Below are 19685 nucleotides of genomic sequence, written 5' to 3'. Positions count from 1 at the left end.
CCCCCCAACCCGCAGTCCCGACGCTCCGTCGGCGCTGCCGCCAGGCGAGGGCCGCACGCCGGGCCGTAGCCGTCTTCGAAGGGACCACCGTGAAGTTGAGCGGGTTGTTGACCGGCCATGAGCACCACGTCATCCAGGGCGACACCGAATCGACGAGGATCACCGCGGGCACCACCTTCGATGTGGACCGGGTGGTGCCGGGCTCGCTCTTCATCGCCGTACCCGGCCACAGCGGCGGCGGACCCGCCTCCGTCGGTGCGGCGCTCGCGCGCGGGGCGGTGGCGGTGCTCGTCGACGCGGCCGGAGCCGCCGCCGCGCCCCCCGGACGGGAACTGCTGCCCGCGGTGTGCGTCGTCCGGGTATCCGACACGCGCAAGGCGGCCGCGGTCGTCTCCTCCCGCTACTTCGGCGAGCCGGGCCGGCACATGGACCTGGTGGCCGTCACCGGGACCAACGGGAAGACCTCCATCTCCTACATGGTCGAGTCGCTGCTGAGGATCTCCGAGGGCGCCTCGGTGGGTGTGATCGGTACGGCGGGCAGCCGGATCGGCGACGAGGTGATCCCGATGCCGCCCTCGGTGCTGACCACACCGGAATCGCCCGACCTGCAGTACCTGCTGGGCCGCATGCGGGACCAGGGCACCGGCAGCGTGGTTCTGGAGGCCACCTCGATGGCCCTGCAGACGTACCGGATGGACAGGACCTTCGTCGACGTCGGCGTCTTCACCAACCTGACCCAGGACCACCTGGACGATCACGGCACGATGGCCCACTACACGGACGCCAAACTTCGGCTGTTCCAAGGGCTGTGCCGGCACGCCGTGGTCAACGTGGACGACGCCGTGGGAGCCGGCATCCGCGCGATGATGCCGGACGCGGTGACGACCTACGGCCTCGACGAGGACGCGGACTTCCGGGCCACGGACCTGGTCGCGGACGCCTCGGGCACGCGGTTCACCCTGCACCACGCCGGCCAGGCGTACCCGGCGGCGATCCCGGTCCCGGGCCGCTTCTCCGTGTCCAACGCGCTGGCGGCCGTCGCCGCCTGCCGCGTGCTCGGGCACGACCTGGAAGGACTGGTCGCCGCGCTTTCCCAGATGCCGCCCGTACCGGGCCGGTTCGAGCGCTTCGTGACCCCTGCCGGCACCTCGGTGATCGTGGACTACGCGCACTCCCCCGACTCCCTCGACAAGGTCCTCACCGCCATCCGCGGCTTCGCCCGGGGCCGGGTCATCACCGTCTTCGGCTGCGGCGGGGACCGCGACACCACCAAGCGCGCCGAGATGGGCCGCATCGCCGGCACCCACTCCGACCTGTGCGTTCTGACCTCGGACAACCCCCGCAGCGAGGATCCCGAGGCGATCCTGGACCAGATCGCCCCCGGCATCGAGGCCACCGGCACACCGTACGAACGCTCGGCCGACCGCCGCCGGGCCATCGCCCTCGCACTGTCCGCGGCCGGGCCCGAAGACATCGTCCTGATCGCCGGGAAGGGCAGCGAGCCGCACCAGATCGTGGGCGACGACCTGCTCCCCTTCAGCGACATGGCAACCGTCCGCGACCTGGCCTCCCGTCTGCTCCCCTGAACCCGGAACCCCAACCCGGGCTTCGCAACCGCCGCTTCGTCCTACAAGGGTGTCCACCAGGCGCCGCGGGGCGTTCGGCGCCACCCTCAGGGAGTTTCCCTGCAACGCGTTGTCTCGCCTACCGTCGGCTCCATGAGCAAAGACGGCGTAGTCGCGTACGGGGCGATCCGCGCAGCATGGGACTCGTACCGGGTCCTGGAGAAACGGACTTCCGCCCAGGAGCGCCCGCAGGCACAGCAGCGCGTCAAGGACGCGATGGACACCTGCGGGCCTGAGGAGGTGTCCCGGGGCACGGTCTTCCTGGTGGGCGTACTGACCGGATACCTGATCGCCGAGCAATCCGGTGGCGAGGACCGGCTGGATCCGCTCAGCGATCTGATCCCCGCTGTGATCCGCCGGCTCCCCACCTTCGAGATGGCCGACCCGGCTCAGTTGCCGATGGCCACCGGTGTCCTCATGGCCGCCGCGATGGGCATGGACACCGTCGCGTGGCGCGACCGGTTCGGACCGATCCCGCCGGAAGAAGCTCTGGTGCACGGCTTCGTGTTGTGGCTGCTCGCCGACCTCTTCGATTCCCTGATCAACCGGCCCGGAGCCATCGACCGGATGATGCGGGAGACCTTCGAAGCCATGGCCACCGAGCATCCCTGACGTGCGGGGGCGTCCGACCGGGTGAGTTCCGGTGGTTCGGGCCGGCAACTACCCGAGCCAGACGACGCTCAGGACGGACAGGCGGTGCATTGGCCTGTTGACCCAGTAGGTGAGGGACAACTGGCCGACGGACGCGAGGCGTACGTCCTGGCCCTCGGGGTCGTCGGCGTTCCACTGGCGAAAGCCCCACGGATCGCCAGCGGCGGCGTCCAGGACGTCCCAGACCATTTCCTCGGCGTGTCCGGGCAGGGTGTCGAGGACCTTCGCCGCCGGTGCGGAGAAGCGGACCGCGTACGGCTCGGCAGTCATCGGCGCCTGCTTCGCAGCTCGGCCATCTCCACGAACCCGGTGTCGTCGTAGCCGCAGGCCACGAACGAGTCGACCGCCGGGGCCGAGACGAGACGGGCCTGCCAGAGCTGGACGACCTCGTACAGCCCGGCGAGGGAGAACGTCCGGCGGGACTCCTCCAGCGCGGCCGCCCACTCCTGCTCGAAGGCCGGAACCCATTGCGCGGCACGCCGGTCGGCGCGCAACTGTGCGAGCAGTTCGGCCGGGGCGCCGGGGGCGGGTGCATATGACGGGACGGGCGGGTACTCGGGCTGGACGCTCACGGGATCCTCCAGGCGGGTCTCACCACCACGGTAGCCCCCACCGCACGACTGAGGAGGACTTCGGCGGTCATGCGTCCTCCCCGGGCAGCCGATGGCCGGCCACGGCGCGGCGTCCGTACGTCGTGACGTCACGACGTCACGACGGTCGTGACGTCCGGACGTCGTGACGTCCGGACGTCTTACGGTGGCACGCCCTATGGCGATGGCAGTGCGGGCGGCTGAACGGCCTCGCCTCGGATACGCCATGTGCCGCTTTCCTGGTGCCAGATGAGACGGACCCGCCCTGCGTCGGGCCTGCGTGCCGTCAACTCGTCGAGGTCGAAGGCGGCAAGAGCCCGGAGCGCCTCGTCGGACATCTCGGACGACAGGTACAGCGTGATGCCCGCATCAGGGTCGTCGACGATGACGAACCGCGCCTGCGGCTGCCCGGAAAGGGCGGACGGGTTGCCGGCGCTGCAGGATTCCTGGCGCCCGAGGGGCAGTCGGCGGATCAGTTGGCGGGCCTGCGCGTACGCGTCCTCGGCCACTTTGGATACCAGCACCTGGACGAAGGGCAGCACCGCTGTGGCGACCAGGACCGTGAGTGCCGCTTCGGCCATGCGCCCGGAGTGCACCGGCGGCGGGAGAGAGGAGCCGGGCAGACGGTTCTCGGTCTCCATCGCCTCGACCCGGCGGTGCCAGTGTGCGGCCTCGTCCTCGCGCCCTTGGTCCGTGAGGAGACGAGCGAGTTCCTGCGCGCACTGAAGCGCTACGCTCCGACCGGCGCCGGCGGTGGCCACCCGCAACCAGTGCTCTGCCTGATCGAGGCGGCCCTGTTCAAGGAGCCTTTGGGCGAGTTCCAACTGTTCGGCGCCGGCCTCGGCGGCCACGGTGAGGTGGTCCACGGGGGAAACCTGCTCGCCCGGCATCTGCACGACACCCTCCCTGCTCTCATCTGGGGAAGCCATTGTGTCTGGAATCCAGGCGAGTTGGTGGCGAGCAGGTGACCGGCCCTGTGCGGGAAAGGACGCCGCTTTCCGGTGAGCTCGGCGGCCGCATACGCAAAAGACGCCCGGCCGGGAAGTCCCGGCCGGGCGTCTTCGTGCGTGTGATAGCCGCTGGTGGTTTAGTACCAGTGGTGGGACTGCCAGAAGTTCCAGGCGGCGGCCGGGCTGCCGTAGCGCGAGTTCATGTAGTCCAGGCCCCACTTGATCTGGGTGGCCGGGTTGGTCTTCCAGTCCGAGCCGGCCGAGGACATCTTCGAGGCCGGCAGGGCCTGGACCAGGCCGTACGCGCCGGAGGAGGCGTTCGTGGCGTTGGGGTTCCAGCCGCTCTCGCGGGAAACGATGTTGTTGAACGCCGCGAACTGGGCCGGGTCCTTGATCATCTGGTGCGCGATCGCCTTTGCGTCCATCGGAGCCGCCTGGGCGGGAACGGTGGCAAGCATGGTGCCGGCGACGCCCAGGGCGACGATGGAGCCGGCGAGGGTCTTCTTGGTGGCGGCGAAGCGACGGATGACGTTGGACACAGACTCACCTTCCGGAGGGGACTAGGGCGGTCGCCGCATGCCGGGGGCATGCGTGAGCCACTCACGCGGAGGAGAGGGGTTCGTCGGCGACGGGTGAAACCCCGTGGCGCCTGGCGACATCAACCAGTTAGCCAGCCCCTCACGGCGTTGGCAACGACCCCTACTACTAGGCGCCCTCGCAGTCGGGGCCTGGGGACCCCCCGGCGGAACAGTCCGGGTCCGCGCAGGTGGGAGCCGGTCCCAAGGAGCCGGCTAGGGCCCTGTGGAACTACTAGCCCGGTTCGTATGTGACGGGGGTCCTATGGGGCGGGTCACCACCAGGGACCCCGGATCTCACGCAGCGTGGCCGCCCGTACCCGTCCTGCGGGGTGCTCGGCATGGAGCCGAGCCCCCGAATCGAAGGAACCTGGGGCATCGGACCGAACCTTCACCGAGCACCCGATGCCCCGGCCGGGCGGGCGGGCGGCCCGCTCGCTCGCCGGAAGGACAGGACGGGCCGGGTCAGTCGCGGGTGGCCTGGCGTTCGACTTCGGTGATGGCGGTGGGCTAGACGTCGATGATGCCGCCGAAAGGCCGGTCGACGTCACGGATGATGCACAACGTCGTGGTGAGCAGCGCGGTGATCACGGTGAGTGTGCAGGGCTGGTTGTGCGCGGGCGCTCTCGTCCGAGGCATAGGTGCGGGCGACGGCCAGTTGGAGGAAGGCCGTCAGTCGCGTGCCGGCGCGTTCCACCCGCAGGTGGCGGACGGTGGCCGTCTCCAGTTCGTAGTCGCAGGCCAGGTCGGCCACGAACCCACGGGTGAGCGGGCGCACCGGCGCCATGACGCCCGGTCGAAGCGGCGGGCACGTGGTCGATGTCCAGCGCCCCCGTAGGGCGGTGGGCCGTTCAGGTCCCGCGGGTCACGCGCCGAAGGGACGCCACGACGGTCGGCCGTCGTCGTCCCGGCGGACGGTTCCGAACACCACGTCGGCGAAGTGGACGCCGAAGCCGATCGTGTCGGGCTCCTGCAACTCCGCCACCAGACGGCGTCGGAAGTCGGCGGACTGCGCGCAGTCGTGGTCCAGAACGGCCGACCACTCCGGATGTGCGATCTGGATCGGCGAGTGCAGGGCGTCGCCGAAAGCGACCAGCCGCTGTCCGCCCGACTCGACGACGTAGGCGACGTGGCCGGCCGTGTGTCCGGGGATGAACCGGGCTTTCACACCGGGGAATATCTCCTGCCCGTCGGTGATCGTACGGACCTGCGGCGCCATCGCGGCGAGCATCCTGCCGGTCGTGCCCACGTCTTCCAGGAGGTGACGCTGCGCCCACTCCGGCTCGGAGACCAGGTAGTCGGCGCCTTCGAAGGCCGGGCGCTCACTTCCCGCGGCGGCCGCGTACGCCCATCCGATGTGGTCCGTGTGGAGGTGGGTGAAGGCGACGGCCTCGATGTCCCGCGGAGCCCAGCCCGACAGGGACAGGTTGTCCAGGAGCGCCCCGCCGCGGATCGCACCGTACGGATTGCCCGGCACCGCGTCGGCCGTCTGCGGCCCGAATCCCGCGTCGATCAGCAGGCCGCGGCCCTCGTGCCGCACCAGGAGCCCCCCGATGCTCCCGACCAGGTTCCCGGAACCGTCCAAGTACTCGGGGTGGGCATCCCACACCTCGTCCGTGGTGTCCGGGAGCCAGCCGCGCGGGGTGAGCTGTATCGCCCCGTCCGGTATGTAGGTCACCGTGATCTCGCCGAGTTCCAGCGTCCGGATGCCCGACGGCCGGCGAAGCCTTTCGTTCTGAATGCGTGTGGTCATGGTGGTGCGTTCCTCCCCTGAAACGGCATGGATCACCACCGCGGCCCGCTCGGCCCACGGCGATGACACAACCATAAACATCAAGCTTGAATCATTCAAGCTTGAGCTATTCAGGCTGAACGCAATCGCTAGGATGGGCGCATGACGGACCCGGAAGCGAAGAGCATCGCCGAGCGGCAGCTGTGCGGCCTGGTCAGCACCATGGCCCACCAGATCGCCGAGCACGTACGCGATCGCGCCGCCACCCTGGGGATCACCGCAGCCCAGGCGACCGCCCTGCGCGAGCTGACCGGACCCATGACCATGCGCGAACTCGCCGACCGCATGAACTGCGAGCCGTCCAACGCGACCTTCATCGTGGACAAGCTGGAGAACCAGGCGCTCATCGAGCGCCGGCCGCACCCTACCGACCGCCGCGCCAGGCAGCTGTCCCTCACTCCGGAAGGTGCGGCGATGCGGGAACGGCTCCTCGGTCTCCTCGCCGTGGACTCCCCGGTCGCGGGCCTCACCCAGGACGAGCAGGGCACCCTGCAGCGCCTCCTGCAGCAAGCCATGACTCACCACTGAGCCGGAGCTCGCCCCCGCCGTACCCCGTACGCGCATCGCGGCCCCGCCCCCAGGAGGGACGGGGCCGCAGCTGGTCCTGGATGACGGCGCCCGGCCTGTCAGGCGTGGTCACCTGTACCACTCGGGAGGGTCACAGGGAGCGCTGAAACACTGCCACTGCTGCCCCTCGAAGGGACCTCCCTTGCCGGGGTGGTAGTTGAACTTGTCAGGCTCGTCGTGGTCCCACTTGCCGTACCCATCCTCTTCCCACTGCTCGCGCTCGTCCCACCAGCCGAAACGGTCCGTACGCAACCAGTCGCGGCCACTGTCCGCCACGGCCGAGTGCGGCGACGCCGGAGCCGCGAAGGCTGTTGCGGGCACGAGCACGCCTCCCGCGGCGATCGCGGTCGATACGGCGAGCAGAACCAGGCGGCGCGGTCGAATGGTGCACGTCATGGCAGTTCTCCCTTGGCTGGACACGCTGAAAAGGTGGTGCCTCCAGTACGCTCCAGCGCTCACCCCATGTCATGCCCCTGCATCACGTGACTTGACGGACAAAACCGGCCTTGACACCCGGCCCGGCCGGGTCCGGCGGCGATCCGCACGCGCGCCTCACCGGCCGCCGGGCGGGCCGCCGGCTCAGGGCAGGGCCTCGGGCGGGCCTCAGGGCGTGGACGTCCAGCCCTCACCGTGGAGTCGGTCGAATCCGTCCAGGAGGAGGTCCAGCGCGAACTCGAACTCGAACCGGTCGTCGCAGCCCTGGCCGACGACGGACCGCCGATCGTGGGCCACCGACCGGGCCAGCTCGGTGACATGGGGGTACTGCCGGGCCATCGCCTCGTACGCGGCCGCCTGCGCCCGGTCGTCCTGTGGTGCGCCGCTCGCGCCCGCCGGATTGTCGAACAGCTCCTCGGTGAAGCCCAGCACCCGGCTGCCGAGGGCGTGCATCACGTGGTGGGTGAGGTCCGTCGAGAGACCGCCGGCCCGGAACATGCCGATCACGGAGTCCAGGTACGCGAGTACGGCCGGTGTCGGGCTGGTGCGCGACCGAATCACCTGAGCCGCCCAGGTGTGCGCCAGGAGGGTGGCACGCGCCCCGAGGATCCGCCCGCGGACCGCGCCCTTCCAGTCGGATCCGGGGACTTGACCCTCGATCCCCGCGAACACGACTTCCACCATGCCGTCCAGGAGCTCTTCCTTGTTGGCCACGTGCTTGTAGAGCGCCATCGGTACGACGCCCAGCTCCTGGGCGAGTCGGCGCATGCTCAGCGCGTCGATCCCGGCGGCGTCGGCGAAGGCGACGGCGGCGCGCAGCACCCGGTCCCGGTTCAAGGGGGTCCGGCGTGACTCCTGCGGCTGGTCGGGCATGTGAGCTGCTCCCTCGATCCGTTCCCAAGGTGGCGCGGGTGGGGCCCCGCCTTGACGAGTGTACGACGTACACCTACTGTGAGCGCCAACCATCGGGTGTACGCCGTACACCCATCGAGGGAGGGTCGGTTCCGCATGAGCTCAACCAGGAGAATCGCGATCGTCACGGGAGCGCTGTTCCTCGTCACCGAGGTCGCCGCGATCGGCGGGCTCGCGCTCTACCGCCCCGTCCTGCACGACGCCGCCTACGTCCTCGGCTCCGGCGCCGACACCCGGGTGTTCCTGGGGGCGCTGTGCGAGTTCGTCCTGGCGCTGGCGGTCACGGGCACGGGGGCCGCGCTGTACCCGGTCCTGAGGAGGCAGAACGAGGGGGCCGCCGTGGCCTACGTCTGCGGGCGCCTGCTGGAGGCAGCCGTCATCGTCATCGGCATCCTCAGCGTGCTGTCCGTCGTGACGCTGAGGAGACAGGCAGAGGGCGCGCCGAGTACCGACGAGGCCTCCCTGGTCGCGGCCGGCCAGGCCCTGGTGGCCTTCCACGACTGGGCGTTCCTGTTCGGGCCGAACTTCGTACTCGGCGCCAACACCCTGGTGCTGGCCGGCCTGATGTACACCTCGCGGCTGGTGCCGCGCTTCATCGCCGTCCTGGGGCTGGCCGGCGGCACGATGATCTGCGCCTCGGCGACCGCCGTGCTGTTCGGGGCATACGAGCAGGTCTCGGTGGCGGGATCGCTCGCGGCCCTTCCCGTGTTCGCCTGGGAAGTGGCGCTGATCGTCCGGCTGATCGGCAAGGGATTCGACGAGCGGCCGGACGGGCACACCGCCCGATGACCGCCCGTCTTCCCGCTGCCAAGGCGAGCAGGTGGACGGAGTTGAAGGTCCCGCCCGTCAGCCCCCGGCTGCCGACCACCCGGGCGTCCGGGCCCTGCGTGTGGGCTACGGCGCACGCGATCTGTTCGTCGGTCAGCGTCCGCTACATCGCGCGCGCCCTTCGGTGGGCGAGCCGTCCGACGTCCTCTTGAACAAGTGGGGCAGCAGTGGTCGCGGACCTCGCGGGGCCGTTCGGTGGACGGGAACTCCCGCCGCCCGGTCCGGTTCGGACGGCGGGTGATCCGGGTCCTGCCGTACGGGTCCGGGTCAGCGGGCGGGGACTACCGCTCCAGGGAGGGGAGCTCGTCAGGAGCCGGACAGATCCGACGCCCGGTGTGGTCGAACACGTAGAGCTGCTCCAAGTCTACCAGCAGCGGAATCTGGGCTCCCACCCGCACCCGGACGTGCGGTCCGGTGCGCACCACGAGGTCGCTGCGCAGCGCCCCGCGCCGTGCCGGAGCAACGTTCGCGTCGAACGTCTGGTCGGATTCCGGCGGCGCCTCCAGGACGGCTGTCGAACCGGAGAGCCGTTCCATGGCCCGGTTCCTGAGCCGACCGAGGCTGCTCTGCTGCTGCCTGCGCCTGCGCATGGGCGAGGCCGGCTGCCGCGGCGCCTCCAGATCCGTCACCACGGCGGGGCGTGAACCCGTGTCCACGTGTACCAGCGCCTCGTGGCCCTGGTACTCGACGTGCTCGACGATGCCGGTCATCGGCACCTCGCCCGGTCGTGCCTGGCTCGGCAGGGCGATCCGGACGGCCTCGGACCGCAGGCCGACGATGATCGGGCGCTCCTGCTGGATCCGGAGCATCTGGTGGTCGGTGCTGAGGGGCTCGGGCAGGACGAGCCGGTGCCGCCCCAGGTCGACCGACATTCCCGTGTCCAGCGGCGCGTGGACCACCGCCTGCAACAGGCTGATGCGGGGTGTGCCGATGAATGCCGCCACGAACACGTTCGCCGGCAGGGCGTAGGTGTCGCGTGGCGAGCTGACCTGTTGCAGGACCCCTCCGCGCATGACCGCCACCCGGTTGCCCAGGGACATGGCCTCGGACTGATCGTGTGTTACGTAGACAGTGGTGACACCCAGTTCCGCCGTCAGCCGGGAGATCTCGGCCCGCAGGTGGTTGCGCAGCTTCGAGTCCAGGCTGGAAAGCGGCTCGTCCATGAGGAACACCGACGGCTGGCGCGAGATCGCCCGGCCCATCGCCACGCGCTGGCGCTCGCCGCCCGAGAGCTGCCGTGGAAAACGGTCGAGCAGGTCCTCGATGCCGAGCATCCGGGCCGTCGCCTCCACCTGCGGTTCGTGATCACCACGGGGGTCGCGCAGTTTCAGCGGGAAGCCGATGTTGGCCCGGCCCGTCATGTTCGGGTACAGCGCGAAGCTCTGGAACACCATCGCGATGTCCCGCTCGCTCGGCGGCATGTAGTTGGCGTACTTGCCGTCCAGGTACAGCCCGCCCTCGGTGATGTCCTCCAGCCCGGCGATCATCCGCAGGAGGGTCGACTTGCCGCAGCCCGAAGGCCCCAGCAGAACCAGGAACTCGCCCGGCTCGACGGTGAGGGAGACACGCTCGACGGCGTAGGAGTTCCGCTCGTATCTCTTGGTGACATCACGCAACTCGATGGTTCGACTCATGACGATCCGCCTGGAGCTGGGAATGGTGAAGGAAGAGGGGGGTGGAGGTGATCAGGCCAGAAGTTAGCCCACGTCACCGCGCGAGGGGAACACCCTGGAGCAAGTTCAAGGAAGCGCGCCCCGGGCCGCCGCCACGGCAGACGCGCCGGCGCGAGTCGGCGCGCCTTCCATCGGCGCCAACAACCATGATCCGCATCGCCGTTGACGCGCACCTGATCAACTGTCAGACCCTGTACGACCCGGAGGCTCCACCCGACGTGCGGGGCATCGTCAGCCGCTCCCCTCACAGGGCGGAGCACTCCCCCCTCCCCTTCACGCTCAGGGAGGTGCACCTCCTGACGGCTGGTTGTATCCGGGCGTGGACGGAGCCCCCGGCGGTGCCGGTGGGCCAGGCCACACCGTTCGTACTCGGCTCCCTCGGCGGCCGCGCGGATCCCCGCGTCGCGACCGCCGAGCACGTCGTCGGCGCGATTGAGGCAGCAACCGGCGAGGCGATGGGAGAGCTGCGGTTCCTGACGAGTCTTGTGGACGGAGCCCCGGTCGCGTGGTGGCGGGGGGATGCCACCACGCGACTCGGGCCCGCCGGGATCCCGCGCCGCTCACCGTCGCGGCTCCCGTGACCCCTCGTATGACCGGTCGCCGGCGGACCAAACAGTCTCGGCGCCCTACTTTTCGTCCGGGCAGGGCTTCGTGCCGGTCGCGGTCCGGATCAGGCTTCTTCGCCGAGGACCGCACGGATCAGTTGCCGTTGGTCATCGGTCAGGACCGTTTCGGAGAGGTCCAGTATCTGGTCGTCGATCGTGATCCGGTAGTGGAAGCCGTCCGCCACCGGCGGCAGGATGCGGTCTGCGAGGCCCTCCCATTCCACGGCGTCGCGCCGGGCCGAGGTGTCGATCTTCCGTACCTTGTCCACGCCGGCAAAGCCCCCCGAGCGGCTGACGGTGATCAGCATGGTCGTTCTCCTTCGGAAGTCGGATCTTCCCTCGTCGGGGCCCGCGGACCGCCCTGCGAGCACGGCCGCGGCCCCACGAGGCTTTGGGCGCGCCTGCCCCTGATCCGGCGCTCCTCCCCCACCGGGTCCCGGAAGCGACGTCAACGTCTCGATCTCATCGGTGCCTGGCCGACAGTCGGCAGTCGGCATGCATCAGCCGGCAACCGGTGGAACCGGGCCCACCTCCCCGAGCCGCGCCGAGCAGCGGGGCGCGTGGTCCGGCCCCTCCGGGGCGTCATGTCGCTCCCCCGGCGCCGGTCCGCCCGTGGGGCCCGACGTCTGCCGACGGGCCGGTGTCGGCCTGGGGAGCTTCGGGCTCGGGTTCGGTGAGCTCCGGTTCCAGGCCCTCGGTCATCGTCGTGCGGCGGCGTCCGGTGTCGGCTCGCCAGGCTTCGAAGGCCAGCGTCGTCGCGGCCACCACCGCGACCCCCAGCAGCCAGCCGCCGACGACGTCGCTGACCCAGTGCACCCCCAGCGCGACGCGCGTGTAGCCGACGCCGGCCACCGTGACCAGCGCGAGCGCCCAGGGCAGCGGGCGCCACATGCGTGGAACCACGGGCAGCAGGACCAGCAGCAGGATGGCGCACGAGGTGGTGGCCGTCATCGCGTGGCCGGAGGGGAAGGAGAAGCCGGGCGCGTGGGCGACGGGGTCCGGAAGGTGCGGCCGTGCCCGTTCGACGGCGCTCTTGGCCAGCAGTCCGATCAGGCCTCCGGCGACCGCCGTGACGCAGGCCCAGGCGGCCAGCCTCCAGGCACGGCGGGTCACCAGCCAGGCCACGCAAACGGCCACCAGGAACCGCATGGTCGCGGGATCCCACACGAAGTCCGAGAGGACGCCGAGGAAGCGCACCCAACCCGGGTGGGCGAGCGCGGTGGTGTGGAGGCGTTCGGCCGTGGCCTGGTCCAGCCGGTGCAGCGGAGGCCAGCGGGACTCCACCAGGACCAGGGCGAGGGCGAAGGGCACGGACGTCACGGCCGTCGCGGCCGCGGCGAGAACGAGTCTCGCGCCGAAGGCGGCGTCGGGTCCGGCGTGCCGTGACAGCAGCCTCCGTAGCGGGCCTCGTGGACCTCGCCGCCCTTGCGGACTTCGTCGAGAACGTTCTGTGCGCCGTGCCATGGTGGCGGCTCCCTCTGGTGTGCGGTGGCGGGCTCCGGCCGCCGAAGGATGGGCCCGTGGGCTGGGGCCGTCAGACCCCGGGATCGTCGGTGACCGGCTCCCTCACCCCCGCCCGTACGGCTTCCAGTTGGGCGGCGAAGGAGAGGCCGAGGAAGAGGGCCATGGAGGTGAGGTAGGACCAGAGCAGCAACGACACGATCGCGCTGAGGGGCCCGTACACGCTGGTGAACGAGCTGCTCTCGCCTATGTAGAGGCTCAGGCCCCAGGTCGTCAGGTTCCACAGCACCAGGTAGACGACGGCGCCGAACGCCAGCCAGGTGTAGCCGGGCTGGCGTCGGCGCGGGGAGAGGCGGAAGATCGCGCTGGCGGCGAGGACGGCGAGCAGGACGCCTACGGGCCAGCGCAGGAGCTCCCAGGCCCGCACCGTGGTGGCAGAGAGCTGGTAGACCTCGGCCAGGGCGCGGGTCAGGTGGGCGCCGACCACCGTGAGGATGAAGCTGAGTCCCAGCGGGACTCCCGCGAGGGCCGACATCACCAGGCCCCGGGTGTACTTGGCGAGGAAGGGCCGGTCTCGTTCGTTGCCGTAGATGCGGTTGGCGCCCCGTTCGACCTGGCAGAGGCTGGTGGTGACGTTCGCCAGGGAGAACAGCAGGCCCAGCCACAGCGCGGCCTGGCCGCCTTCGCCGGCGTTGCGTCTGCTCTCGCTGAGCGCGTCGTCCACGACGGCCTGGCCGGGGCCGCTGGTCAGCCCGCGGATGGTGAGCTCGGCCACGCGGCCCGCGTCCTCGGTGTGCAGTACGCCCGACAGACCGACGACGGCGATGGCCAGCGGGACGATGGACAGGACCGTCTGCAGGGCGAGCGCGCGGGCGTGGCTGAAGCCGTCGGCGTACCGGAAGCGCACGAAGGAGTCGCGTGCCAGGCTCCAGCCGCCGTAGCGGCGCAGTGCCGTCCACGCCTCGTCGGCGGACAGTTCCTCACCGCTCACGTCGTGCCGTTGCGGTACTCGTCGCGCGGTGCCCATCGCGTTCCTGCCTTCTCATGGATGCTGCGAATCGTGCGTGGTGCGCAGAGGCGCCGAACCTGCCGGGCCCCGCCTCAGGACGGTGGGACGGGAGCCGCCGGGAGGTGCGCGGCGCGATCGGCGGGCGCACCGCCTCCGTACGGGGCTGCGGGAGCTCGGGGCAGGTACACCCTCAGGGCGCCCGGTTCGATCTCCGCGGTGAGGCGGACACCGTCGCGGACGGCGTCGCCGTCGAGTTCGCGCGGCTGCGGCGCGGCGCAGCGGACGTCGATCCGGGTGGCGCTGAAGTACTCCAGCACCCCGCCGGCTTCGGTGCGTCCGGCCTGCGCCCCGAGCGCGGTACCCGCCGGGGCCGGCGCGCGGTGGTGCAGGAGCCGGGACGCCAGGTGCCCGGCGGCGGTGAACCATCCGGTGGCGCCCCGCGGGTCGAACAGCACCACTTCGAGGCGTCCGCTGTCCGGCCGCGCCGTCGGCAGGAGCGGCAGGCCGCCCTGGAGGGTGCCGACGTTCCCGATGACGACCATGCGGGCGCGGCGCCGCCGGGGGCGGCCCCCGTCGATGCGGATCGTCAGGCGGACGCCGTCGTCGTTCAGGTGCCGCATGGCCGACAGGACGTACGCGGCCCAGCCCATCCGTGACTTGAGCCGCGGGGAGGCGTCCCGGACCATCGCGGCGTCGAATCCGGCGCCCGCCATGACGGTGAACCGTGTCGGAGAGAGGCCGTCGCCCCGGACCCGTGCGACGTCGATCCCGAAGCTGTCGCCGGCCAGGGACTCTTCGAGGGCGCGGGCCGGGTCCATGGGGAGGCCCAGGTTCCTGGCGAGGAGGTTGCCGGTGCCGCAGGGCACCACGGCCAGCGGGATCCCGGTGCCGGCCAGGATGTCGGCGCAGGCCCGCAGGGTTCCGTCGCCTCCGCAGACCACTACGAGGGTGGGCCGGACGGCGGGCAGCTCCTCGGCCAGGGTGCCGCAGGCCCGCTCGGCGGAGGTCAGGATCCACCGCGGATCCCGGTGGCCGTGGCTGCGCAGCACTGCGCCGATCGTGTCGGCGAGTTCGTCCGGGCAGCCGTGCGGGTGGCGCACCACGACGACCCGGCCGCCGGTGTGCGGCGCGGACTCCCCGGCGGGCCGCTCCGCGCGGTCCGGCTCCGGTGTGGACTGCCTCCCGTACAGCAGCGCGAACCCCGTGATCAGCAGGGTCGCCGCACCGTTGAGCAGGCCTGCGGCCACGTCGCTGGGATAGTGCATGCCCCGGTACATCCGCGACAGTGCGACGGCCGGCGCGAGCAGCAACAGGAAGCCCGCCAGGGCATGGCGCCAGGGGCCGCGCAGGCGAAGCACGGCGATGACGGCCAGTCCCCCGTAGAGCGCGAGGGCCGCCCCGACGTGCCCGGAGGGGAAGCTCGACGTCGGCGGCGCGGCGTCCAGATGGGGAACGGCGGGACGCGGCCGGTCGACGAAGGCCGTCACCACCAGGAACACCGCCGACTGCGCGGCGACCGAGACTCCGAGGAACAGTGCTTCGGTCCGGAGCGGGACCCGCGGAAGCACGAGCAGGGCGACGACGCAGACCAGCGTCACGCCGACGACCGCCTGCGTACTGGCGAGGAGGGAGAACAACTCCGTTACGCCGGTGAACGGTTCGCGGCGGCGCTCCGCCAACGCCTGCACGGCGGATGCCTCGGCCGACAGAGGCCGGTGCAGGGCGGCCTGTCCGGTGACCAGCCCTCCCAGGCCCACCATCAGGGCCGCTTGGGCGGGCAGGAGCAGGAGTGGCCAGGCACCGCGCACCGAAGAACCGCGACTTCGCTTCATGAGGGCCTTCTGGCCCGTCACGGCCGGATGATGCGCGGTGCGAATACGTCGGGCGGCCACTCATGTTCCCGTTCCGGCGGGGCACACGGCGGTCATCGACCGAAAGGGGCCCGACCATGCTGGGCATCACCGCCGCAGTACTGTTCTTCATCGCGTTCCTGATCAACGCGACTCACATCTCCACCAACGACGTGCTGAGCTCGACCAACTTCATGCTGATCGGTCTCGCCGTGCTCGCACTGCACCTCGCCGGCATCGGCGACCGGCTGGCGTCCCGTGGGCGGGGCCGCAGACGCTGACCCCAGGGGCCGGATACGGGTCCTCGGGCAGGCGCAGGCAGGTCCGGAGGGCTCCGCACTCGGCCCCGTCCGGACCTACCGCCGACGCCCCGTCCGGACCTACCGCCGACGCCAGTCCAGGCGGAGTACGGCGAGGTCGTCGGAGTGCCGCCCGGCGTTGAGGGCGTGCACCTCCTTGATGACGCTGTCCACGTGCGCGGCCGGGTCCGTGTGCGGCAGGCGGTCGATCAGGGTGAGCAGCCCCTCGACGCCGAGGCGCTCGGCCGCGTCGCCGTTGTGCCCTTCGGTGAGGCCGTCGGTGTAGAGGGTCAGGGCTCCGGCCGCCGGGAGGGGGATCACCGTGACGGGCCAGCTGCGCAGTTCCGGGGCGATGCCCAGGGCAATGCCGTGTGCGGCGGGGACTTCGCGCGTGCCGTCCGCCGCCGTGGTAAGGAGGGGGTCGTGATGGCCGGCCAGGTGAACCGTGGCGGTCCCGGCGGCCTGGTCGAAGGTGAGGAGGGCTCAGGTCGCGAACAGCGTCTGGAGCCCGCGCTCGGCGATCAGGATGCGTTCCATGAGGTGGAGCAGGTCGGGGCCGCGATGTCCGCCGAGCACCAGCGAGCGCCAGGCGATGCGCAGGCAGACTCCGAGCGCCGCGGCATCGGGACCGTGTCCGCTGACGTCGCCGACGACCACGTGCAAGAGCCCGTCGTCGGCTTCCACCACGTCGAGGAAGTCCCCGCCGAGCAGCGCCCTTTCGGAGCCGGGCAGGTAGCGGGTGGTCACCGTCACCGTGGAGGTGCCGAGGATGGGGCGGGGCAGGAGTCCGCGCTCCAGGCGGGCGTTCTCCTCGGCGCGCAGGCGGGCCTCCTGGGCTTCCAGGATGGCGCGTTCGGTCCGGCTGCGGTAGACGGCGTAGCGGACCGTCCGGTGCATCAGGTCCGCTTCGACCTTGCCTTTGACGAGGTAGTCCTGGGCGCCGGCGGCCATCGCGTCGGCGCCGGCCTGCGTCTCGGACAGACCGGTCAGGACGACCACGGCGGTGTGCGGGGCGAACCGGCGTACGGCCGTCACGGCGGCCGGGCCCGAGGCGTCGGGCAGGTGCAGATCGAGCAGGATGCAATCGACCGGACGGATCGCCAGTTCGGCGCGGGCCTCGGCCAGGCATCCGTGGACGATGAGCTCGAACGGCAGTCCCGTGTCGAGGAGGAGCTCCTCGACCAGCACCGCGTCGCCTTGGTCGTCCTCGACGAGGAGGATCCGGTAGGTGGGTTCGCCGGGCGCCGTACCGGGAGCGGTTGCCACGGTGGTGGTCATCTCGTGGGCTCCTCGGCGGACCGCGTCGCTTCCACCGGGATGAACTGACCGGCGGGCTTGGGCAGTTGGCGGGCGAGCGTGAAGGTGATGCGGGTGCCCAGCTCGTGTTCGGGGTCGACGAAGATGGTCCCGCCGTGGAACTCGACGATCTTCTTGCACATGGCCAGGCCGATGCCGCTGCCGCCGTAGACGTCCTTGGTGTGGAGGCGCTGGAAGATGACGAACACCTTATCGGCGTACTCGGGAGCGATGCCGATGCCGTTGTCGGTCACCGCGAACCGCCACAGGTCGCCTTCCCGCACCGCCGAGACGTGGATCTTCGGCGTCTCCTCCGGGCGGCGGAACTTCACGGCGTTGCCGATCAGGTTCTGCCACAGCATGCCCATCTGGGTGGGGTCGGCGACCAGGGACGGCAGCGGATCATGGGTGATCACGGCTCCGGCTTCCTCGATGCTCACGCTCAGCGAGGACAGGGCGCCCTCCAGCACCGTGTCCAGGGCGACTTCCTGGTGGGTCTGGTGGACCCGGCCCACCCGGGAGAAGTCGAGGAGGTCGTTGATGAGGATCTGCATGCGGTTCGCGCCGTCGACCACGAAGTCGATGTACTGGTCGGCCCGGGCATCGAGCTGCTCTCCGTAACGCCGCTGCAGGAGCTGGGTGAAGCTGGAGATCTTGCGCAGCGGCTCCTGCAGGTCGTGGGAGGCGACGTAGGCGAACTGTTCGAGCTCGGCGTTGGAGCGCTGCAGGTCGGCGGCCTGCGCGTCGAGGCGCAGCCGTGTCTCCTCGCTCGACGCCAGCTCCCGTACGAGTCGGCGGCGCATGAAGTCGATCTCGATGCTCAGACGTCGCAGGTCGGCCGGCCCGGTGGGGGTGATGGCGTGGTCGAAGTCGCCGTCGGTGATGATGCGGGCGTCCGCCCCGAGGAGTTCGAGCGGTGTGGTGATCCCTCGGCGCAGCCCTTCGAAGGCCAGGCCCACGAGGGCGGCGATGAGTACGGCGATGGCGGTGAACAGCCCGTTGCGCAGTCTCATCGTGTCGGACAGGTCCTCGCCGACCCGGACGCCGTCGGCGCGGAGTCGCTCCTGCTGTTCCCGCAGAGCCGTCCGTACCGCGTCGAAGGCCACTTTGCCCTCCTCGGCACGTTCGGTGGCCAGGGGCGAAGGAGACCCGGGCGGCGTGGCGGCGATCGGCTGCGCGATCCTCTCCTGCCACCGGGTCACGGACTCCTGGACCCTGTTCAGGTCGGCGAGGCCGGCGCGGTCCGGGGCCAGCAGTTCCGCGAGGGTGGCCATGTACGTCTTCTGATCGGCGAGTCCCTGCCGATAAGGGACTACGAACTCCGGGGACCCCGTGAGGCCGTAGCCGCGGATCCCGGTTTCCTGGTTCAGCAGGGCCGACTCCAGGCGGAACGCGGTGGTCACGGCAGGAGACCTCACATCCACGAGGTTCTCGCTGATCGAAGACGTGCGGGCCAGCACCCAGGAGCCGGTCACCCCGAGCAGGACCAGGGCCGTCATCGACACGGCCACCCCGACTTGAAGCCAGCGCCTGGTCGTCCACGTCGAAAGCCGCCGCGCACGCGGCGGCTTCTCCTCCCCCGTCATTCTCCGCACCCCTCCAGTGTCGTCGTCTTCCCTCCAGGGACGTGGCGCACACTGTAGAGGGCTTACGACTGGCGTTGTTATCGTAAGTTCAGTCCGGGGACTTACTGTGCTGGGTATGCACAGTGAGCGCCGCCCAGTGCGCGCCGCCGGACGGATCCAGCGCGAAGCAGCCGTGCGGGATGCCCGCCCGGATGGCGCATACCCACGGATCGGCCAGGCATGCGGCATGATCCGCCAGGGAACTCCTGGCCGCCGGCCGGGCCTCTTCGACCACACCCACAACGCACCCACGGAGCAATGATGATGACCGCACCCGCCCGCCCGTTCGATGTGCTGCTCGTCGAGGACGACGCCGCGGATGCCATGCTCATCGAAGAAGCCCTCTCGGAGCGCGGGGCCCGCAACCTCATCCAGGTCACCGACGGAGTCGCCGCCCTGGAGTACCTGCGCGCACCGGGGAGCGTACGTCCCGACCTGATCGTGCTCGACCTGAACATGCCCCGGATGAACGGCCGTGACCTGCTGCGCGTCCTGAAGAGCGACGCCGAGCTCCAGACGATCCCCGTGGTGGTCCTCACCACGTCCTCCGCGCCGGACGACATCCACGGCGCGTACAGCAGCCACGCCAACGCCTACGTGACGAAGCCGGTCAACCTCGAAGCGTTCGAGCAGGCCGTACAGAGCATCGACGCCTTCTACCTCGACACCGCGGCCCGGCCGCCCCGGGGGCCGTCGGAAACCCTCTGACCGCCGCATCCCGGGCGGCCGCTCAGTGTGCCGCCGGAGCGCCGGCCGCGTGATGGCGGGGGGATGCCACCACGCGGCTCGGGCCCGCTCGGGACCCCGCGCCGCTCAACGCCACGGGCTCCCGGTATTCACGCTAGTGACCGGGATCCGGCCGCCCAAACGGGGCAGTGCCCACTTTTCTCGAAGTCCGCATTCTTCTCGAAGTCCGCCGTCGAGGCACCGCGGCCGGCGCCG

General features: G+C 70.8%; 21 protein-coding genes and 1 pseudogene. 7 read left to right on the top strand and 15 right to left on the bottom strand.

Annotated elements, in window-relative coordinates; genetic code table 11:
• The first annotated feature begins 89 nt into the window (after positions 1 to 89).
• Together OTB20_RS11900 and OTB20_RS11895 are read left to right on the top strand one after the other, a co-directional pair.
• Complete coding sequence (locus OTB20_RS11900; protein WP_267817138.1) at positions 90 to 1586, top strand: UDP-N-acetylmuramoyl-L-alanyl-D-glutamate--2,6-diaminopimelate ligase; 1497 nt, start codon at positions 90 to 92, stop codon at positions 1584 to 1586.
• 132 nt (positions 1587 to 1718) lie between these two features.
• The gene (locus OTB20_RS11895) at positions 1719 to 2237 is read left to right on the top strand and encodes a hypothetical protein (protein ID WP_267817104.1); all 519 of its coding nucleotides are present in this window, start codon (positions 1719 to 1721) and stop codon (positions 2235 to 2237) included.
• Positions 2238 to 2285: 48 nt separating this feature from the next.
• Here the strand turns inward: OTB20_RS11895 and OTB20_RS11890 are convergent, their stop codons facing one another.
• From OTB20_RS11890 to OTB20_RS11865, 6 genes are all read right to left on the bottom strand, one after another.
• Positions 2286 to 2546, bottom strand: coding sequence for a hypothetical protein (locus OTB20_RS11890; protein ID WP_267817102.1), 261 nt, complete (start codon positions 2544 to 2546; stop codon positions 2286 to 2288).
• On the bottom strand, positions 2543 to 2848 hold the full coding sequence (locus tag OTB20_RS11885; protein ID WP_267817100.1) for a DUF6247 family protein: 306 nt from the start codon (positions 2846 to 2848) through the stop codon (positions 2543 to 2545). Before OTB20_RS11885 ends, OTB20_RS11890 begins: the two co-directional genes overlap by 4 nt.
• 194 nt (positions 2849 to 3042) lie before the next feature.
• Entirely contained in the window at positions 3043 to 3762 is a 720-nt protein-coding gene (locus OTB20_RS11880) for a hypothetical protein (RefSeq protein WP_267817098.1), read from the bottom strand.
• 191 nt (positions 3763 to 3953) lie between these two features.
• A complete protein-coding gene (locus OTB20_RS11875; RefSeq protein ID WP_267817096.1) occupies positions 3954 to 4355 on the bottom strand; it encodes a transglycosylase SLT domain-containing protein in 402 nt (133 codons plus the stop codon).
• 583 nt (positions 4356 to 4938) lie between these two features.
• Complete coding sequence (locus OTB20_RS11870) at positions 4939 to 5145, bottom strand: hypothetical protein (protein ID WP_267817094.1); 207 nt, start codon at positions 5143 to 5145, stop codon at positions 4939 to 4941.
• Positions 5146 to 5256: 111 nt separating this feature from the next.
• Positions 5257 to 6144: an MBL fold metallo-hydrolase gene (locus OTB20_RS11865; protein WP_267817092.1), complete on the bottom strand. Its 888-nt coding sequence runs from the start codon at positions 6142 to 6144 to the stop codon at positions 5257 to 5259.
• A 141-nt stretch (positions 6145 to 6285) separates the two neighbouring features.
• On the opposite strand from OTB20_RS11865, the gene OTB20_RS11860 reads away from it, so the two are divergent.
• Positions 6286 to 6711, top strand: a complete 426-nt coding sequence (locus tag OTB20_RS11860; RefSeq protein ID WP_267817090.1) for a MarR family winged helix-turn-helix transcriptional regulator — start codon at positions 6286 to 6288, stop codon at positions 6709 to 6711.
• Between the two features lie 108 nt (positions 6712 to 6819).
• Here OTB20_RS11860 and OTB20_RS11855 read toward each other — a convergent pair whose 3' ends face one another.
• Positions 6820 to 7146, bottom strand: coding sequence for a hypothetical protein (locus tag OTB20_RS11855; protein ID WP_267817088.1), 327 nt, complete (start codon positions 7144 to 7146; stop codon positions 6820 to 6822).
• A 207-nt stretch (positions 7147 to 7353) separates the two neighbouring features.
• Entirely contained in the window at positions 7354 to 8058 is a 705-nt protein-coding gene (locus tag OTB20_RS11850) for a TetR/AcrR family transcriptional regulator (RefSeq protein ID WP_267817086.1), read from the bottom strand.
• A 135-nt stretch (positions 8059 to 8193) separates the two neighbouring features.
• On the opposite strand from OTB20_RS11850, the gene OTB20_RS11845 reads away from it, so the two are divergent.
• Positions 8194 to 8886, top strand: a complete 693-nt coding sequence (locus OTB20_RS11845) for a DUF4386 domain-containing protein (protein ID WP_267817083.1) — start codon at positions 8194 to 8196, stop codon at positions 8884 to 8886.
• Between the two features lie 320 nt (positions 8887 to 9206).
• On the opposite strand, the gene OTB20_RS11840 is transcribed toward OTB20_RS11845, so the two are convergent.
• Positions 9207 to 10559, bottom strand: a complete 1353-nt coding sequence (locus OTB20_RS11840; protein WP_267817081.1) for an ABC transporter ATP-binding protein — start codon at positions 10557 to 10559, stop codon at positions 9207 to 9209.
• 185 nt (positions 10560 to 10744) lie between these two features.
• Here OTB20_RS11840 and OTB20_RS11835 point away from each other — a divergent pair, with 185 nt between their 5' ends.
• Positions 10745 to 11179, top strand: coding sequence for a hypothetical protein (locus OTB20_RS11835; protein ID WP_267817079.1), 435 nt, complete (start codon positions 10745 to 10747; stop codon positions 11177 to 11179).
• 89 nt (positions 11180 to 11268) lie between these two features.
• On the opposite strand, the gene OTB20_RS11830 is transcribed toward OTB20_RS11835, so the two are convergent.
• The 4 genes from OTB20_RS11830 to OTB20_RS11815 form a co-directional block, all read right to left on the bottom strand.
• A complete protein-coding gene (locus OTB20_RS11830) occupies positions 11269 to 11511 on the bottom strand; it encodes a protealysin inhibitor emfourin (RefSeq protein ID WP_267817077.1) in 243 nt (80 codons plus the stop codon).
• 274 nt (positions 11512 to 11785) lie between these two features.
• A complete protein-coding gene (locus OTB20_RS11825) occupies positions 11786 to 12523 on the bottom strand; it encodes a phosphatase PAP2 family protein (RefSeq protein ID WP_420716375.1) in 738 nt (245 codons plus the stop codon).
• 214 nt (positions 12524 to 12737) lie between these two features.
• The gene (locus tag OTB20_RS11820) at positions 12738 to 13691 is read right to left on the bottom strand and encodes a YihY/virulence factor BrkB family protein (protein WP_267757344.1); all 954 of its coding nucleotides are present in this window, start codon (positions 13689 to 13691) and stop codon (positions 12738 to 12740) included.
• Positions 13692 to 13765: 74 nt separating this feature from the next.
• The gene (locus tag OTB20_RS11815) at positions 13766 to 15505 is read right to left on the bottom strand and encodes a diacylglycerol kinase family protein (protein ID WP_267817075.1); all 1740 of its coding nucleotides are present in this window, start codon (positions 15503 to 15505) and stop codon (positions 13766 to 13768) included.
• A 116-nt stretch (positions 15506 to 15621) separates the two neighbouring features.
• Between OTB20_RS11815 and OTB20_RS11810 the strand changes: the two genes are divergently transcribed.
• A complete protein-coding gene (locus OTB20_RS11810; protein ID WP_267817072.1) occupies positions 15622 to 15804 on the top strand; it encodes a hypothetical protein in 183 nt (60 codons plus the stop codon).
• 99 nt (positions 15805 to 15903) lie between these two features.
• Here the strand turns inward: OTB20_RS11810 and OTB20_RS11805 are convergent.
• Together OTB20_RS11805 and OTB20_RS11800 are read right to left on the bottom strand one after the other, a co-directional pair.
• A pseudogene (locus tag OTB20_RS11805) lies at positions 15904 to 17100 on the bottom strand (PP2C family protein-serine/threonine phosphatase).
• On the bottom strand, positions 17097 to 18704 hold the full coding sequence (locus tag OTB20_RS11800; protein ID WP_267817134.1) for a sensor histidine kinase: 1608 nt from the start codon (positions 18702 to 18704) through the stop codon (positions 17097 to 17099). The pseudogene OTB20_RS11805 and the gene OTB20_RS11800 overlap by 4 nt, the downstream one beginning before the upstream one ends.
• Before the next feature lie 297 nt (positions 18705 to 19001).
• On the opposite strand from OTB20_RS11800, the gene OTB20_RS11795 reads away from it, so the two are divergent.
• Complete coding sequence (locus tag OTB20_RS11795) at positions 19002 to 19451, top strand: response regulator (protein WP_267757349.1); 450 nt, start codon at positions 19002 to 19004, stop codon at positions 19449 to 19451.
• Positions 19452 to 19685 lie beyond the last annotated feature (234 nt).

Source organism: Streptomyces sp. H27-H1 (assembly GCF_026627445.1).
In the GTDB taxonomy this organism is placed as follows: domain Bacteria; phylum Actinomycetota; class Actinomycetes; order Streptomycetales; family Streptomycetaceae; genus Streptomyces.
Note: the sequence above shows the minus strand (reverse complement) of the source record. Positions and strands in the feature narration are given on the sequence as shown.

Coding starts and splice junctions, on each gene's coding strand:
- OTB20_RS11860 (WP_267817090.1), top strand. CDS start 6,286: ATGACGGACCCGGAAGCGAAGAGCATCGCCGAGCGGCAGCTGTGCGGC.
- OTB20_RS11820 (WP_267757344.1), bottom strand. CDS start 13,691: ATGGGCACCGCGCGACGAGTACCGCAACGGCACGACGTGAGCGGTGAG.
- OTB20_RS11865 (WP_267817092.1), bottom strand. CDS start 6,144: ATGACCACACGCATTCAGAACGAAAGGCTTCGCCGGCCGTCGGGCATC.
- OTB20_RS11890 (WP_267817102.1), bottom strand. CDS start 2,546: ATGACTGCCGAGCCGTACGCGGTCCGCTTCTCCGCACCGGCGGCGAAG.
- OTB20_RS11840 (WP_267817081.1), bottom strand. CDS start 10,559: ATGAGTCGAACCATCGAGTTGCGTGATGTCACCAAGAGATACGAGCGG.
- OTB20_RS11850 (WP_267817086.1), bottom strand. CDS start 8,058: ATGCCCGACCAGCCGCAGGAGTCACGCCGGACCCCCTTGAACCGGGAC.
- OTB20_RS11835 (WP_267817079.1), top strand. CDS start 10,745: ATGATCCGCATCGCCGTTGACGCGCACCTGATCAACTGTCAGACCCTG.
- OTB20_RS11800 (WP_267817134.1), bottom strand. CDS start 18,704: ATGACGGGGGAGGAGAAGCCGCCGCGTGCGCGGCGGCTTTCGACGTGG.
- OTB20_RS11810 (WP_267817072.1), top strand. CDS start 15,622: ATGCTGGGCATCACCGCCGCAGTACTGTTCTTCATCGCGTTCCTGATC.
- OTB20_RS11855 (WP_267817088.1), bottom strand. CDS start 7,146: ATGACGTGCACCATTCGACCGCGCCGCCTGGTTCTGCTCGCCGTATCG.
- OTB20_RS11795 (WP_267757349.1), top strand. CDS start 19,002: ATGATGATGACCGCACCCGCCCGCCCGTTCGATGTGCTGCTCGTCGAG.
- OTB20_RS11895 (WP_267817104.1), top strand. CDS start 1,719: ATGAGCAAAGACGGCGTAGTCGCGTACGGGGCGATCCGCGCAGCATGG.
- OTB20_RS11815 (WP_267817075.1), bottom strand. CDS start 15,505: ATGAAGCGAAGTCGCGGTTCTTCGGTGCGCGGTGCCTGGCCACTCCTG.
- OTB20_RS11830 (WP_267817077.1), bottom strand. CDS start 11,511: ATGCTGATCACCGTCAGCCGCTCGGGGGGCTTTGCCGGCGTGGACAAG.
- OTB20_RS11845 (WP_267817083.1), top strand. CDS start 8,194: ATGAGCTCAACCAGGAGAATCGCGATCGTCACGGGAGCGCTGTTCCTC.